General features: G+C 68.4%; 14 protein-coding genes. 6 read left to right on the forward strand and 8 right to left on the reverse strand.

Translation table 11 applies throughout. The features are described from left to right. Nucleotides 1-9: 9 nt before the first annotated feature. Genes APT59_RS00995 through APT59_RS01015 form a run of 5 tightly spaced genes read right to left on the reverse strand, consistent with a single transcriptional unit; the run spans nucleotide 10 to nucleotide 4,272 of the window. On the reverse strand, nucleotides 10-657 hold the full coding sequence (locus APT59_RS00995) for a hypothetical protein (RefSeq protein WP_059313153.1): 648 nt from the start codon (nucleotides 655-657) through the stop codon (nucleotides 10-12). Next, entirely contained in the window at nucleotides 654-1,463 is an 810-nt protein-coding gene (locus tag APT59_RS01000; protein ID WP_059313154.1) for an SDR family oxidoreductase, read from the reverse strand. The genes APT59_RS00995 and APT59_RS01000 overlap by 4 nt, the downstream gene beginning before the upstream one ends. Continuing rightward, nucleotides 1,450-2,133 carry a TenA family transcriptional regulator gene (locus tag APT59_RS01005; RefSeq protein ID WP_059313155.1) on the reverse strand — a complete coding sequence of 228 codons (684 nt, stop codon included), beginning with the start codon at nucleotides 2,131-2,133 and terminating at the stop codon, nucleotides 1,450-1,452. The genes APT59_RS01000 and APT59_RS01005 overlap by 14 nt, the downstream gene beginning before the upstream one ends. Beyond that, a complete protein-coding gene (locus tag APT59_RS01010) occupies nucleotides 2,130-3,608 on the reverse strand; it encodes an AMP-binding protein (RefSeq protein ID WP_059313156.1) in 1,479 nt (492 codons plus the stop codon). The genes APT59_RS01005 and APT59_RS01010 overlap by 4 nt, the downstream gene beginning before the upstream one ends. Continuing rightward, nucleotides 3,598-4,272: a thermostable hemolysin gene (locus APT59_RS01015; RefSeq protein ID WP_059313157.1), complete on the reverse strand. Its 675-nt coding sequence runs from the start codon at nucleotides 4,270-4,272 to the stop codon at nucleotides 3,598-3,600. Before APT59_RS01015 ends, APT59_RS01010 begins: the two co-directional genes overlap by 11 nt. Nucleotides 4,273-4,404: 132 nt before the next feature. Here APT59_RS01015 and APT59_RS01020 point away from each other — a divergent pair, with 132 nt between their 5' ends. Beyond that, entirely contained in the window at nucleotides 4,405-4,620 is a 216-nt protein-coding gene (locus APT59_RS01020; RefSeq protein WP_059313158.1) for a hypothetical protein, read from the forward strand. On the opposite strand, the gene APT59_RS01025 is transcribed toward APT59_RS01020, so the two are convergent. The 3 genes from APT59_RS01025 to phoB are packed head-to-tail and all read right to left on the reverse strand — an operon-like array spanning nucleotide 4,617 to nucleotide 8,445. Continuing rightward, a complete protein-coding gene (locus APT59_RS01025; protein WP_059313159.1) occupies nucleotides 4,617-6,368 on the reverse strand; it encodes a sensor histidine kinase in 1,752 nt (583 codons plus the stop codon). The two genes, APT59_RS01020 and APT59_RS01025, sit on opposite strands and share 4 nt — an antisense overlap. Before the next feature lie 55 nt (nucleotides 6,369-6,423). After that, nucleotides 6,424-7,737, reverse strand: a complete 1,314-nt coding sequence (gene phoR, locus APT59_RS01030) for a phosphate regulon sensor histidine kinase PhoR (protein ID WP_059313160.1) — start codon at nucleotides 7,735-7,737, stop codon at nucleotides 6,424-6,426. Between the two features lie 18 nt (nucleotides 7,738-7,755). Further along, the gene (phoB, locus tag APT59_RS01035; protein WP_007159925.1) at nucleotides 7,756-8,445 is read right to left on the reverse strand and encodes a phosphate regulon transcriptional regulator PhoB; all 690 of its coding nucleotides are present in this window, start codon (nucleotides 8,443-8,445) and stop codon (nucleotides 7,756-7,758) included. 159 nt (nucleotides 8,446-8,604) lie between these two features. Here phoB and APT59_RS01040 point away from each other — a divergent pair, with 159 nt between their 5' ends. The 5 genes from APT59_RS01040 (at nucleotide 8,605) to APT59_RS01060 (ending at nucleotide 13,952) form a co-directional block, all read left to right on the forward strand. Then, entirely contained in the window at nucleotides 8,605-9,399 is a 795-nt protein-coding gene (locus APT59_RS01040) for an IclR family transcriptional regulator (RefSeq protein WP_059313161.1), read from the forward strand. Then, the gene (locus APT59_RS01045; protein ID WP_059313162.1) at nucleotides 9,396-10,349 is read left to right on the forward strand and encodes a 2-dehydro-3-deoxygalactonokinase; all 954 of its coding nucleotides are present in this window, start codon (nucleotides 9,396-9,398) and stop codon (nucleotides 10,347-10,349) included. The genes APT59_RS01040 and APT59_RS01045 overlap by 4 nt, the downstream gene beginning before the upstream one ends. Beyond that, on the forward strand, nucleotides 10,342-10,962 hold the full coding sequence (locus APT59_RS01050; RefSeq protein ID WP_059313163.1) for a 2-dehydro-3-deoxy-6-phosphogalactonate aldolase: 621 nt from the start codon (nucleotides 10,342-10,344) through the stop codon (nucleotides 10,960-10,962). The genes APT59_RS01045 and APT59_RS01050 overlap by 8 nt, the downstream gene beginning before the upstream one ends. Nucleotides 10,963-11,076: 114 nt before the next feature. Further along, nucleotides 11,077-12,225 carry a galactonate dehydratase gene (dgoD, locus tag APT59_RS01055; RefSeq protein WP_017642356.1) on the forward strand — a complete coding sequence of 383 codons (1,149 nt, stop codon included), beginning with the start codon at nucleotides 11,077-11,079 and terminating at the stop codon, nucleotides 12,223-12,225. Between the two features lie 401 nt (nucleotides 12,226-12,626). Then, nucleotides 12,627-13,952 carry an MFS transporter gene (locus APT59_RS01060; RefSeq protein ID WP_059313164.1) on the forward strand — a complete coding sequence of 442 codons (1,326 nt, stop codon included), beginning with the start codon at nucleotides 12,627-12,629 and terminating at the stop codon, nucleotides 13,950-13,952. Nucleotides 13,953-14,009: the final 57 nt, after the last annotated feature.

A 14,009-nucleotide genomic window follows, 5' to 3' on the forward strand; every position in this document is an offset into this window, starting at 1 on the left:
GAGACCTCGTCACTTCAACTTCTGGTCGACGTCCTTGAGCAGCGCGGCGATCTCGCCCCGCCGCCCTTGATCGGCCAATTCTCGTCCAGGTCGTGGCGCGGCTTGCTGCGCCTTGAGCAGGGCGGCGCGTGCCTCGGCATAGTGCTGCTGGCGATACAGGTGGTCGCCCCAGAAGTATAGGGTATCGATACCGTTGGGGTTGAGGGCCAGGGCCTGCTGTAGCAGACGATCGGCTTCGCTGGCGTCGCCAAAGGCGATCGGCCAGCCAGGCACCCGGTCGTAGAGCGCGGCGAGGCTGGTGTAGGCCGAGCCCTGCAGGGCGGTGGGATCGAGTTTGAGCGCCTGTTCCAGGTCGGTGCGCGCCTCCTTGACCTTGCCCAGGGCGCCCAGTCCACCCTGGGCACCGGCCCAGCTGCTGAGCACGATGCCCTGCCAGATCAGTGCCGGGGCCGACCGGGGGGCGGCCTGGGTGAAGGCGTGGGCCTCGCCGGCCAGCTGTTCGAAGGCCGCGGTCTTTTCGGTGCTGGGCAGGCGGTACTGGATCTCCGCCCAGCGCTGCTGGATCTGCGCCAGGCGTTGGGCGTCGTCGGCCAGGGCGAAGGGGCTGGCGAGGAGGGCGGCGAGCATCAGGCCAAGGGCTTTGCGCGGGGACGTCATAGGTGTTTCTCCGGGGCGAAGGCGGGATCGATGAGGCGACGGATCACCGGCAGCTGACGGCGCAGGGCGCGGTCCACCAGGCCGGGCAGCAGGCCGTTGAGACGAACGAAGAGCTTTTCCGGCCAGCCGAGGTAGAGCTCCTGACGTTCCTCGACCAGGGCCCGGATCACCGCGCCGGCTACCGCGACTGGTTCGTCCACCGGGCTCTTGAGCGCCTGGTTCACCGCCATGGCCGCCGGGCTGTTCATGGCCGTGCGGGTGGCGCGGGGCGCTACGTAGAGCACCTGGATACGGGTATCGGCCAGTTCCCGGCGCAGGGCCTGGGTAAAGCCGCGCAGGGCGAACTTGCTGGCGCAGTAGGGGGCATAGCCGGGATAGCCGATGGAGCCCAGGGTGGAACCGATATGGGCGATCATCGCCTGTGGCTGCCGCCGCAACAGTGGCAGCAGCAGGCGCGTCAGCTGGATGGCCGCGCCGATGTTGACCGCCAGCATGTTGTCGATGGCGTCTTCATCGAGGGCTTCGAGCAGGGCGAAGCTGTTGCTGCCAGCGGCATTGAGCAGCACGTTGACGCCCTGGCCGCGACTGGCCTCGGCCGCCACCGCCTGGCGATCCACTCGGCGGGTGAGGTCGGCGTCGAGCAGACGCAGTTGTCCATTGAGGCGTTCGGCCAGGGGCTGCAGCGTGCGAGTGTCACGCGCCACTGCCACCACCTGGGCACCGCCGGCGCAGAGCTGCTCCACCAGCGGCAGGCCGATGCCGCCGCTGGCCCCGGTGAGCAGGATGCGGCAATCAGGCAGCTGCATGGTGCTGCTCCGGCCGCTGGTCGGCGCCGGGCAGGGCGCGGAACATGTCGGCATAGAGGCGATAGACCACCTTGGAGACACGGATCACCGCGGCCTGATCGGCCGGGTCGTCCAGACGATCCATCAGCTGGCGATAGGTCGCCATGTGTTCCTGGTCGAGGCTGCCGTGGGAATCCAGGTAACTGAAGGCCGTGGTCGGCAGGCCCAGGTGACCACGGATAGCGCCAGCGGCCTGGGTGGCCAGGGCGATGCTGGTGCCTTCGAGCACATTGACCATGCCGAACAGGCCGACCGGATTGTCGCGGGCGATGAAGTCGTAGAGGTAGGCCACCATCAGTTCGATGGGCAGCCCGGGCCGGCCGTCGCGCACGGCGGCGCTGTCACCGCCGCAGGCGTCGATGTCGTTGAGGATCCACTGGTCGTGGCCGTATTCCTCTTCGATGTACTCGCAGACCGCGCCGCGCAGCCATTCCAGCCGTGCCGGCAGGCGAGCGCCGCAGGCCATCATCAACGGGGCGGTGTGGCGGACGTGGTGATAGGCCTGGCCGAGAAAGGCGAGGTAACTCTCCAGGCTGACGTCGCCAGCGAGGGCGGCGCGGATGATGGGCACCTCGAACAAGGCCTGGCGTTCCGTGGCGGTTTCGGCTTGCAGGGTGGCGAAGAAGCTCATGGGTATACCTCCAGAAGGTCCGAGAGCAGGGCCGCGTGGTGCGCCTGGATGGCGTCGCGGCGAAGGCGTCCGGTCGCGGTGAGCAGGCCGTTGGCAGGGGTGAAGGGTTCGGTGAGCCGGCGCCAGGCGCCAATACGGGCGTAGTCGGGCAGTTCGCTGTTGAGGCGGGCGATCTGCTCGGCCAGGACGGCGTCGGGCAACTCCGGTTGCCGTGGCCAGAGCAGTGTCACCAGGTGCCTGGCCCCATCGCCCTGGACGTAGGCCTGGGCGATGGGGCCGCCCTGGGTGAGTTCGGCCTCGATCCAGCCGGGGTCGACGTTGCGTCCCGAGGCCAGGCTGAACTGATGCTTCTTGCGTCCGCGCAGATAGAGATAGCCGTCGGCGTCGAATTCGCCGAGATCACCGGTGGCGACCTCGTCGGTGGCGCTATCCGGCTCGCCCAGGTAGCCGGCGAACTCGACGCCGCCGACCAGGACCTCGCCATCGGCGGCCAGGCGCAGGCGGACGTGGGGCAGGGGTTGGCCGACGCTGCCCGGGCGATTGGCGTCGGGCCGGTTGAGGGCAACCACCGAGGCGCATTCCGACAGGCCGTAGCCCTGGAACACCGGCAGGCCGAGGGCTGCGGCGCGCGTCAGCAGGGAAGCGCTCAGTGGCGCGCCACCGACGGCGGCAAAACGGAGGCTGTCCAGTTGCAGGAGGCCGCGCTCGCCCAGTTCCACCAGGCCCTGCAGCAGTTGCGGCATGAGGATCAGGCTGTGGGGCTGATGGTGTTGCAGGCAGGCGGCCAGCTGTGCCCAGTCGATGCCGGTGGAGCCGTTGACGCCCTGGTCGGCATCCTTGAGCACCATTACTTCGGCGCCGGCCAGCAGAGCGGCGTAGACGCCAAGGTTCTCCAGCAGGATGCCCAGCGAAAGCAGCACCTGATGGCGCTGGGGTGCCAGGGGGTGGCTGGCGGCGGCCAGGCTGGCGGCCACCCGCAGCAGTTGCGCGGCCTTGAGGCAGACGCCCTTGGGCGCGCCGGTGGTGCCGGAGGTATAGGTGAGCTTGCTGGTCTGCGGGGGCAGCGGGGTGCGTGCCGCAGCCGGACGCTGCCAGCCCTGGACCCCGGCGATGAAACCGGCGGCGGCCCATTTCGCGGTGCGCTCGGGACGTCCTAGCAGGAGGTCGGCGCCACAGTCGCGCAGGACGTGGGCGCGCTGCGCCGGGCTGAAGAAGTCCGGCAGGGTCACGCAGGGCACGCCGGCGCACAGGGCGGCCAGGTCCCAGGCCAGCAGCTCGGGACCGTTGGGCAGGTCCAGCGCCAGCCGCTGGATCTCATGCTCGCGCAGCCAGGTGGCGCGGAGGTTGAGCTCCTGCAGCAACCGGGCATAGCTCCAGGTCTCGTGACTGCCGATCAGCGCCGGCCGGGCGTTCTGCCAGGCGTGACGTTCAAGGGCGGCGAAGAAATCAGCGACGGAGCAGGATTCAGGCGACATGACAGTCTTCCTCGCCAAGGGTGGGGAGGCCCAGACGGACGAAGATGCCGGCTTGCAGCAGCTGGTGATAGCCCTGGCGGATATCGCCGGCACACACCTGGGGGGCGTTGGCATAGTAGGAACTCCAGCTCTCGCGCTCGGCGCCCAGGCAGGCCGGATCGGCTGCGCCGAGCACCTGGGGCGCGAGGCCGAGCCGATGGAAGCTGTTGATCAGGCGGGTAGCCCCGGTAAAGGTCACCCAGCGCAGGCCGCTCCGGGCCAGCAGCCAGGTGGTGACGATGATCAGCAGTCGGGCCTGGCCGGCGCAGAGGGTCGCCAGGTTGCCGACCTCCACCACCTCCGTCCGGTCGATGGGCTGGCCGAGCGCAGTGGCCAGGTGGTGTTCCACCGGCCGGGGCAGATAGCGTTCGAGAAACAGCGGCTGGTCCAGGGCGAGGCGGATCCCCGCCGCTGCCTGCAGCGCCCCTGCGGCATCGCGCAGGGAGAGCAGCAGCGGCAGGAAGTGGGCGATGTGGGCGCCGTGTTCCAGGGCGAAGCGGGTGCGGATGAAGGCCTCGGTCGCCAGGCGTCCGGGTGCCTCGGCCGGCTCCAGGCTGGCCAGCAGCGCGCCGCTGCGGTCGGCCAGGGTAAAGCAGGTAGGGGACTGCCAAGTCACGTCGAGCATCGCGACCTCTCCAGGGGAATGCGAGGTTGCAGTCTTGGCGGTCAAGCTGAAGGCAATCTGAAGTGCCGCTTCATCGCAGCTTCAGCTTGCCGGGCTAGGGTCGCGCTCCATATCCCCCGGTGGAGTTCTGCCATGTCCGAAGAAGAAGTGCTCACCGCCGAGGAGACCGCCGACGGCCACTGGCCACTGGCCAGGATCCTCGCCGGCATCCTCGCCAGTGCCTTGATCGGTGGCGTCGGGCTGCCCTTGCTGGATGCCACCCGTGGCTGTTGGGATGCGCTGAGCCTGCTGGTGACCGGGGTGCTCGGCTGGGGCTTCGCCCTGCTGGTGACGCTGTGCGTACGTTAAGTCGACGTCTCGACGGCGGCGGGCAGGCGTAAGGTAAAGACCGCCCCTTCCGCGCCGTTGGCGGCGCTCAGGCTGCCGCCCTGGGCCTGGATGATCGCCGAGGACACGGCCAGCCCCAGGCCCAGGCCTTCGCCCACCGGCTTGGTGGTGAAGAAGGGGTCGAACACCTGGCCCAGGTGCTCGCTGGCAATGCCGCCGCCGTTGTCCGCCACCTCCAGCTGCCAGCGCTCGCCGTCACGCTGCAGCCTGACCCTGACCTGGGGTGTCGGGCGTTCGGCCACGGCGTCCAGGGCGTTGCGCAGCAGATTGACCAGCACCTGCTCCAGGCGGATGGGGTCGCCCAGCAGCCAGGCCGGGCGTCGCAGGTCAAGGATCAGCTCGGCGCCCACTTCGGCGCGGCGCGCTTCCAGCAGCTCCAGCGCCTGCTCCACCACCAGCGCCAGGTCGACCCGCTCGCGCAGGCCGGCGGGCGTCTTGCGCGCATAGGTCTTGAGGTGGGCGGTGAGGCCGCTCATGCGGGTGAGCAGGCCGTCGAGGCGTTCCAGGGCGGCGCGGGCTTCATCCAGCCGACCGTGATCCAGCAGCAGCCGCAGACTCGCCAGGTGCATGCGCTGGGCGGTGAGCGGCTGGTTGAGTTCGTGGACCAGGGCCGCCGACATCTGCCCCAGGGCAGCCAGCTTGGCGGCCTGCACCAGGCCATCCTGAGCGGTGCGCAGCTCGGCGGTACGGGCCTCCACCAGTTGCTCCAGCTCCAGTCGACTGCGCTGGCGCAGGCGCTGCAGCCGCCGTCGCTGAACCAGCAGGAGGGCGGCGCAGACCAGCAGCAACCAGGCACAGCCAGCGGCCAGGGCCGCGCCCAGGCCGCCACCCTGCAGCTCCCGGGTCGGTCTGAGCAGGTGCAGGGTCCAGCCTTCGCTGGGCAGCGGCAGGCTGTCCCAGAGGTAGTCGGCGGTGCCTTCCGGTGCCTCGATACGGGCCACCTGGCGCTGATCGCCCAGGACTATCCGCTGACTGTGAGGCAGCGGTTGCAGGGTGCGTCTGTCGTACTGCCGGGTGGTGGCCAGTTCGGCGTGCTCGGCTGGGGTCAGCTCACGCAGCAGGCGATAGCGCCAGGCCGGCCGGTTGGCGGCAAAGACCACGCCGCGGGCATCGCTCACCAGCAAGACCTCAGGATGATCGCCCCAGCGCGCCTCGATGGCGGGGAATTCCAGCTTGACCACCACCGCGCCGAGAAAGCGCCTCTCGGCGTCCAGCACCGCATGGGAGAGGAAGTAGCCGGGAATGCCGGTGGTGACGCCCACGGCATAGAAGCGCCCGCTGCCGCCCGCGAGGGTCTCGCGGAAATAGGGGCGAAAGCCATAGTTGTGGCCGACGTAGCTGCTGGGCAGCCGCCAGTTGCTGGCGCCAATGGCCAGGCCGGTGCGGTCCAGCACCTCCAGAGTCGAGGACTGGGCGGCGGCATTGAGTTTTTCCAGCTTGAGATTGAGGCGCTCGGTGGCGGCGGCATCGGGTGGGGTGGTGAGGGCAGCGATCAGCTCGGGATCCTGGGCCAGCACCGCGGGCAGGGCGCGAAAGCGGTCGATCAGGGTCTGCAGGCTGCTGGCGTGCAGACGCAACTGCTCCTGGCCGAGCAGGCTGGCCTCGGCCAGGGTCGCCCGTTCGGCGCGCTGCCAGGCCAGCACGCTGACCAGCAGACCGCCGAGCAGGGCGAGCAACAGGACCGGCAACAGGCGCAGGGCAGGGGGCATGGCGGGAGACCGTGGCAGGAGTGGCCGGACGATAGCATGGCTGCGCGGGGGCAGCTCAGGCCGAGGCAGCGGTGCGCGTGGCGATCTGCTCGGGCTGGAAATGGCAGGTGAAGCAGCTGCCCTCGCCGGGCACGCTGTGGATGTCCAGGCCGCCACGGTGGCGGATCAGCACGTGCTTGACGATGGCCAGGCCCAGGCCGGTGCCACCGGTGCTGGAGGCGCGGCTGGCGTCGATGCGATAGAAGCGTTCGGTCAGGCGCGGCAGGTGGCGGGCATCGATACCGGGCCCGGTATCCTGCACGGCGACATGGGCCCCCTCGGCATCCTGCCAGGCGCGAACCCGCACCTCGCCGCCCTCGGGGCTGTACTTGACCGCGTTGAACACCAGGTTGGAAAAGCAGCTGCGCAGTTCCGTCTCGCTACCCAGCAGCGCCAGGTCAGGTGCGCAGTCCAGGCTCAGGCGGTGGCCGATGGCGCCGGACAGGGCGCGGCCGTCCTGCAGGATGGAGGCGAGCAGTGGCTCCAGGGCCACTGGACGGTTGTCAGCGGGATAGTCGGTGGCTTCCAGGCGGGCCAGCAGCAGCAGGTCGTCGATGGTGTGCTGCATCCGGCCGGCTTGCTGCTGCATCTGTCCCAGTGCCCGGCGCCAGCGCGGGGTGGCGTGCTCGGCGTTGTCCAGCAGGGTTTCCAGGTAGCCGGTGATCACCGTCAGCGGGGTGCGCAATTCGTGGGAGACGTTGGCGACGAAATCCTTGCGCATCTGTTCCAGCTGGTGGAGGCGGGTGACGTCACGCACCAGCAGCAGGCGATCGCCCTCGCCGAAGCGGGTGACCAGGATGTGCAGGTACTGGTCGTCGTTGAGCGGTGACGCCAACTCCAGCGGTTCACCGTAGTCGCCACCGAGAAAGTAGTCGGAAAAGCGCGGATGGCGCACCAGGTTGGTGATGGGTTGGCCGAGGTCCTGGGGCTGGCGCAGACCCAGCAGGGTTTCCGCGGCGCGGTTCCACCATTCCAGGTTGCCATAGCGGTCCACCAGGATGATGGCGTCGCGCAGGGCCTCGGTGGAGGCCTGGGCGCGGCCGATGACGGCGAGCAGTTCTTCACGCTGGCGCTGCTCGTGGCGCTGGCGGCGATAGAGCCGGTCCAGCACATCGCCCCACAGCCCTTCGGCCTCGGGCGGTGCGCCTGGGGCATCGCTCAGCAGCCAGGCATGCAGCCGCAGCAGGTGTTTCAGGGTGACCGCCAGATAGACCGCCAGTCCCAGAGCCACCGCCAGCCCGACATGGCCGAAGGGCCAGCCGGCCAGGGCGCAGCCGCCGACCACGGTCGACAGCTGGGTGGCCAGACGGGAGCGCCAGTTGATGTTCACGGCGGCGGTGATCCCGCGTCAGAGTTTGGTGGAAAAGCGATACCCGGTGCCGCGCACCGTCTGTACCAGGTTCTCGTAGGTCTCGCCGAGGGCCTTGCGCAGGCGACGGATGTGCACGTCCACGGTGCGCTCCTCGACATAGACGTTGCCGCCCCAGACCTGGTCGAGCAACTGGCCGCGGGTGTAGGCGCGCTCCTGGTGGGTCATGAAGAACTGCAGCAGGCGGTACTCGGTGGGCCCCATCTCGGCGGGAGCACCATCGATGGTCACCCGGTGGCTGATCGGATCCAGGATCAGGCCGTTGACCTCCAGCGGACCGTCGTTCTCCAGGTGGCCGGTACGGCGCAGCACGGCTTTCAGGCGCGCCACCAGCTCGCGGGGCGAGAAGGGCTTGGTGATGTAGTCGTCGGCACCGGTTTCCAGGCCCTGGACCTTGTTGTCCTCGTCACCCTTGGCGGTGAGCATGATGATGGGAATGGCGTCGGTCAGCTCGTCGCGCTTGAGGCGCCGAGCCAGCTCCAGGCCGGAGGTGCCGGGCAGCATCCAGTCGAGCAGGATGAGATCGGGCTTGCGATCGACGATCAGGGCGTGGGCGTCCTTGCTGTTGTCCGCCTCCAGGCATTCATAGCCCGCCATTTCCAGGGCCACGGCGATCATTTCGCGAATGGGGGCCTCATCGTCGACGATCAGGATGGATTTACCCGTCATGGAGCGCTCTGCCTCTCGAGTCCTTGCAATGTGCCGTGCATTAGATAGCGCCAATATTGCAGCTATGTGACAAGGCTGTCATATCTAACTTCAATCCCACAATATGGGATGACGTATCACATATTGAGATTTGCCGGCGAGGCTTCTAGAGTGAAGGCCATGAACGACAACAATTCCAACAAGGGCGAAGCGCCCAGTGGGGCCCAGGCGCTGTTTCGCGGCCTGGCCGTGCTCGAAGCCGTGGCCGCCGGGGCCGACAACCTGGCCCAGGTAGGCGCTGCCATCGGCTGCACCCGCAGCACCACCCACCGCCTGGTCGCCGCCCTGACCCAGGCCGGCTACCTGCGCAGCGACGGGGGGCGGTTGATCCTGGGCAGCCACCTCATCGCCCTCGGCTACCAGGCTCGTGAACAGCTGCCGCTGACCGGCGTGGCCCGGCCCCATCTGCAACGCCTGTCCCAGCACTGCGGCGACACCGTGCACCTCGGTGTGCGCGAGGGTGGCGATGTCCTCTATCTGGACAAGCTGCCCGGCAGCCGGGGCCTGGAGATGAGATCCCGAGTCGGCCTGCGCATGCCGCTGGCGCTGACCGGCGTCGGCAAGGCGCTGATGCTGGATCTCCCTGAAGAGGAATGGGAATCCCTCTATGGCGAAGGCGTGGCCCGGCGTACCGGGCAGCCCGGCCTGCGCGAGGACTTCCTGCCCTGGGCCGACTATCGCGCGCGGCTGCGCCGCCATGCCGCCGAAGGCTATGCCCTGGATCTGGAAGAGAACGAACTGGGCATCCGCTGCGTGGCCGCGCCCATCCGCGGCGCCGACGGCGTCATCGTCGCGGCCCTGAGTGTCGCCAGTGCTATCCCCTACATGCCCGAGGCGCGGCTGCACGAATTGCAGCCCGAGGTCACTGCCTGCGCCCGGGCCATTTCCCGCGAACTTGGCTGGAGCCCCGCATGACCGCCACCCCGCACCTTATCGGCCTCGACTGGGGCACCTCGTCCCTGCGGGCCCAGCTGTTCGACGCCCAGGGCGCCGTGCTGGAAACCCGCAGCCGCCCCTGGGGCATCATGCATGTGCCGGATGGCGACTTCGCCGCGGCCTATCGCACCCTGGTGGGCGACTGGCGCGAGGCCCAGCCGGACCTGCCCGCCATCGCCTGTGGCATGGTCGGCAGCCGCGGCGCCTGGCGCGAGGTGCCCTATGCCGACTGCCCGGCAGACGTCCACAGCCTGGCCGCCGGCCTGCTGCGCCTGGACACGGGTTGCGGCGAGCTTCATCTGGTCCCCGGGGTGATGCAGCGCGGCGCCTTGCCCAACGTCCTGCGCGGCGAGGAAACCCAGGTGTTCGGCGCCCTCGAACTGGAGCCGGACCTGGCCGCCGAAGCGCTGCTGGTATTGCCCGGTACCCACAGCAAGTGGGTGCGGGTGCGTGACGGTCGCCTGACCGACTTCGCCACCTACATGACCGGCGAGCTGTTCGCCGTCCTGCGCGAGCATTCCATCCTCGGGCGTCCGGCTGCCGAAGCCGGTCCCGAGGCCAGCGCCGAAGCCTTCCGCCTGGGCCTGGTCACCGCCCGTGATGCCGGGGCCGAGGGCCTGTTCGGCCGCCTCTTCACCGCTCGCAGCCGGGTGCTGGCCGGCGAACTGGGCGCGGCGCACAGCCTCGACTACCTCTCCGGCCTGCTGATCGGCGAAGAATTGCGCAGCCAGATCGCCGCCCTCGCGGGCTCGGCCTGCCCGCCCCTGGTGCTGATCGGCGACGCCGCGCTCTGCCAGCGCTATCGCGACGCCCTGGCCCTGTTCGATATCCACCAGGTTCGCCTGCTGGAGCAGGCCACCCGGGCCGGGCTCTGGCGCCTGGCCCAGGCCGCCGGCCTGCTCCCCACCTCTGGAGGCTCCCATGCTTGATACCTACCTCAAGGACCTGCCGCTGATCGCCATCCTGCGAGGCGTCACCCCGGACGAGATCGTCCCGGTCGGTCGTGCCCTGTACGACGCCGGCTTTCGCGTCATCGAGATCCCGCTCAACTCGCCGCAGCCCTTCGAGAGCATCCGCCGGCTGACCGCTGAGTTGGGTGAAAGCTGCCTGATCGGCGCTGGCACCGTGCTCACCGAGGCCCAGGTGGCCGAAGTGGACGCCGCGGGCGGCCGGCTGATCGTCTCGCCCAATGCCAACCTGGCGGTGATCCGTGCCAGCAAGGCCGCCGGCCTGGTCAGCGCCCCAGGCGTCGCCACCCCGTCGGAAGGCTTCGCCGCCCTCGACGCCGGGGCCGACAGCCTCAAGCTGTTTCCGGCCGAGCAACTCGGCCCGGCCGTGGTCAAGGCCTGGCGCGCGGTCTTCCCCAGGGAGCTGGCGCTCCTGCCGGTGGGTGGCATCACCCCGGACAACATGGGCCCCTACGTCGCGGCCGGCGCCAACGGTTTCGGCCTCGGCTCGGCGCTGTACAAACCGGGCCTCACGGCGGCCCAGGTGAGTGCCAACGCCCAGGCCTTCGCGGCCGGATGGCGAGCTATTTCCTGATCTGATCGCGGTCATGGCGGTTCCCCGCTGCGACTGCTCCTACGGTGCTTCTGTAGGAGCGGTCCATGACCGCGATCCCCTCGATCCAACAATTAAAATCGAGATGTGCACACCATGAAAATCACCAAACTCACCACCTACGTCGTCCCGCCGCGCTGGTGCTTTCTCAAGATCGAGACCGACGAGGGCATCCACGGCTGGGGCGAACCCGTGCTGGAAGGGCGCGCCCACAGCGTGGCGGCTGCGGTCGAGGAACTGGCCGACTACCTGATCGGCAAGGACCCGCGCAACATCGAGGACCACTGGACGGTGCTCTATCGTGGCGGCTTCTATCGCGGCGGCGGCATCCACATGAGCGCCCTGGCCGGCATCGACCAGGCCCTATGGGACATCAAGGGCAAGGCCCTGGGCGTACCGGTGCACGAGCTGCTGGGCGGCCAGGTACGCGACAGCATTCGCGTCTATTCCTGGATCGGCGGCGATCGCCCGGCGGAGACCGCGGCCCAGGCCCTGGAGCGCCAGGCCAAGGGCTTCACCGCGATCAAGATGAACGCCAGCGAAGAGATGCAGTTCGTCGACACCTACGACAAGGTCGACCAGGTGATCGCCAACGTCGCCGCCATCCGTGACGCCTGTGGTCCGCACTTCGGCATCGGCGTGGACTTCCACGGCCGGGTACACAAGCCCATGGCCAAGGTGCTGGTCAAGGAACTGGAGCAGTTCCGCCTGATGTTCATCGAGGAGCCGGTGCTCAGCGAGCACCATGAAGCGCTCAAGGAAATCGCCCTGATGAGCAACACGCCCATCGCCCTGGGCGAGCGGCTCTACTCGCGCTGGGACTTCAAGCGCATCCTCCAGGAAGGCTACGTTGACATCCTGCAGCCCGATCCGTCCCACGCTGGCGGCATCACCGAAACACGCAAGATCGCCAACATGGCCGAGGCCTATGACGTGGCGATCGCCCTGCATTGCCCCCTCGGCCCGATCGCCCTGGCGGTCAACCTGCAGCTGGACGCCAACTGCTACAACGCCTTCATCCAGGAGCAGAGCCTGGGCATCCACTACAACCAGGGCAACGACCTGCTGGACTACATCAAGAATCCCGAGGTGTTCGACTACGCGGATGGCCACGTGAAGATTCCTCAGGGGCCGGGGCTTGGCGTCGAGGTCAACGAGGAATTCGTCAAGGAACAAGCCGCCATTGGCCATCGCTGGCGCAACCCGATCTGGCGGCACAAGGACGGCAGTTTCGCGGAATGGTGAGAGACGCCCTCACCCCAGCCCTCTCCCCAAGGGAGAGGGGGCAAGAGCGGGAGCTCCGGCCCCGACGCTCACACTGACCGTGCCCTCTCCCTCTGGGAGAGGGCCAGGGTGAGGGAAAAGCGGCGTCACCGTTAATGGCCAGGCACACCGCTGACCCCTCACCCCAACCCTCTCCCCAGGGGAGAGGGGGCAAGGGCAGGGGAGCGGGGCTCGACTACCGCACCGACCATCTCCTCTTCCTTTGGGAGAGGGGGCAAAAGCAGCAACCGGAGCGCTGATCTCGACCTCCGCACCGACCATCCCTCTCCCTCTGGGAGAGGGCCAGGGTGAGGGCCGCCGCGGCGCCCTGACCCTTAGACATCGACAACGCTCGCCACAACGTCAATTACAGGACCCGAGCCATGCCCACTCCCACCCAGGCCTCTCCGGCGACGGCTGCGGCCGCCCCGACTCTGGCCAAGCCCAGCCGGGCGCGCTTCTTCATCATGACGCTGCTGTTCGTTACCGTGGTGATCAACTACCTCGACCGCAGCAACCTCTCCATCGCCGCCCCGCATCTGGCCCAGGACCTGGGCATCGAACCGGTGCACATGGGGCTGATCCTCTCGGCCTTCGGCTGGACCTACGCCGCCATGCAGATCCCCGGCGGCTGGCTGGTGGACAAGGTCGCCCCGCGCATCCTCTATCCCGTGGCCATCGCGCTCTGGTCGCTGGCCACCATCGGCCTGGGTTTCGTCGGCAGCTTCATCGGCCTGATCATCCTGCGGCTCGCCGTGGGCGCCCTGGAGGCACCGGCCTATCCGATCAACAACCGGGTGGTCACCACCTGGTTTCCCGAGCGTGAGCGGGCCACCGCCATTGGCTTCTACACCTCCGGCCAGTTCGTCGGCCTGGCCTTTCTCACCCCGGTGCTGATCTACCTGCAGCAGACCTTTGGCTGGCACATGGTCTTTGTCGTCACTGGCGGTGTCGGAATCCTCTGGGCGGCCGTCTGGTACCTCGTCTATCGCGAGCCCAAGGATTTCCGCGGCGCCAACGCCGCCGAGGTCGCGCTGATCCAGGAAGGTGGCGGTCTGGTCGATCTGGAGCAGAAGAATCGCAGCCGCGCCGCCTTCCAGTGGCGTGACCTCTGGAGCGTGCTCAACAAGCGCAAGCTCTGGGGCATCTACATCGGGCAGTTCTGCCTTAACTCCACCCTCTGGTTCTTCCTTACCTGGTTCCCCACCTACCTGGTGAAATACCGCGGCATGGACTTCATCAAGGCCGGCTTCCTTGCCTCGCTGCCGTTCCTGGCCGCCTTCCTCGGCGTGATCTGCTCGGGCCTGCTGTCGGACTGGCTGGTCCGCCGCGGCGCCTCCGTGGGTCTGGCGCGCAAGCTGCCGATCATTGGCGGCCTGCTGATCTCCACCAGCATCGTCGGCGCCAACTTCGTCGACTCCCCGGCGCTGATCATCGCCTGCCTGGCACTGGCCTTCTTTGGTAACGGCCTGGCTTCCATCACCTGGTCGATGGTCTCGGCCATGGCGCCGGAGCGGCTGATCGGCCTCACCGGCGGGATGTTCAACTTCATCGGCAACCTCTCGGCCATCTGCGTGCCCATCGTCATCGGCTTCCTGGTCAAGGACGGCAGCTTCGCCCCGGCTATTGCCTTCATCGGCGTGACCGCGCTGGTCGGTGCGCTCTGCTATGGCCTGGTGGTGGGCAAGGTGGAACGTCTGCCCGAATAAGGGCGACTAAGGAAGCGCTGCGTGCCTGTCCTGGCACGCGGTGCTCTGCCACCGGCC

It is taken from the genome of Pseudomonas oryzihabitans, from assembly GCF_001518815.1.
GTDB classification, from domain to species: Bacteria; Pseudomonadota; Gammaproteobacteria; order Pseudomonadales; family Pseudomonadaceae; genus Chryseomonas; species Chryseomonas oryzihabitans_E.

Coding starts and splice junctions, on each gene's coding strand:
- dgoD (WP_017642356.1), top strand. CDS start 11,077: ATGAAAATCACCAAACTCACCACCTACGTCGTCCCGCCGCGCTGGTGC.
- APT59_RS01050 (WP_059313163.1), top strand. CDS start 10,342: ATGCTTGATACCTACCTCAAGGACCTGCCGCTGATCGCCATCCTGCGA.
- APT59_RS01040 (WP_059313161.1), top strand. CDS start 8,605: ATGAACGACAACAATTCCAACAAGGGCGAAGCGCCCAGTGGGGCCCAG.
- APT59_RS01045 (WP_059313162.1), top strand. CDS start 9,396: ATGACCGCCACCCCGCACCTTATCGGCCTCGACTGGGGCACCTCGTCC.
- APT59_RS00995 (WP_059313153.1), bottom strand. CDS start 657: ATGACGTCCCCGCGCAAAGCCCTTGGCCTGATGCTCGCCGCCCTCCTC.
- APT59_RS01015 (WP_059313157.1), bottom strand. CDS start 4,272: ATGCTCGACGTGACTTGGCAGTCCCCTACCTGCTTTACCCTGGCCGAC.
- APT59_RS01020 (WP_059313158.1), top strand. CDS start 4,405: ATGTCCGAAGAAGAAGTGCTCACCGCCGAGGAGACCGCCGACGGCCAC.
- APT59_RS01060 (WP_059313164.1), top strand. CDS start 12,627: ATGCCCACTCCCACCCAGGCCTCTCCGGCGACGGCTGCGGCCGCCCCG.
- APT59_RS01010 (WP_059313156.1), bottom strand. CDS start 3,608: ATGTCGCCTGAATCCTGCTCCGTCGCTGATTTCTTCGCCGCCCTTGAA.
- APT59_RS01000 (WP_059313154.1), bottom strand. CDS start 1,463: ATGCAGCTGCCTGATTGCCGCATCCTGCTCACCGGGGCCAGCGGCGGC.
- phoB (WP_007159925.1), bottom strand. CDS start 8,445: ATGACGGGTAAATCCATCCTGATCGTCGACGATGAGGCCCCCATTCGC.
- APT59_RS01025 (WP_059313159.1), bottom strand. CDS start 6,368: ATGCCCCCTGCCCTGCGCCTGTTGCCGGTCCTGTTGCTCGCCCTGCTC.
- APT59_RS01005 (WP_059313155.1), bottom strand. CDS start 2,133: ATGAGCTTCTTCGCCACCCTGCAAGCCGAAACCGCCACGGAACGCCAG.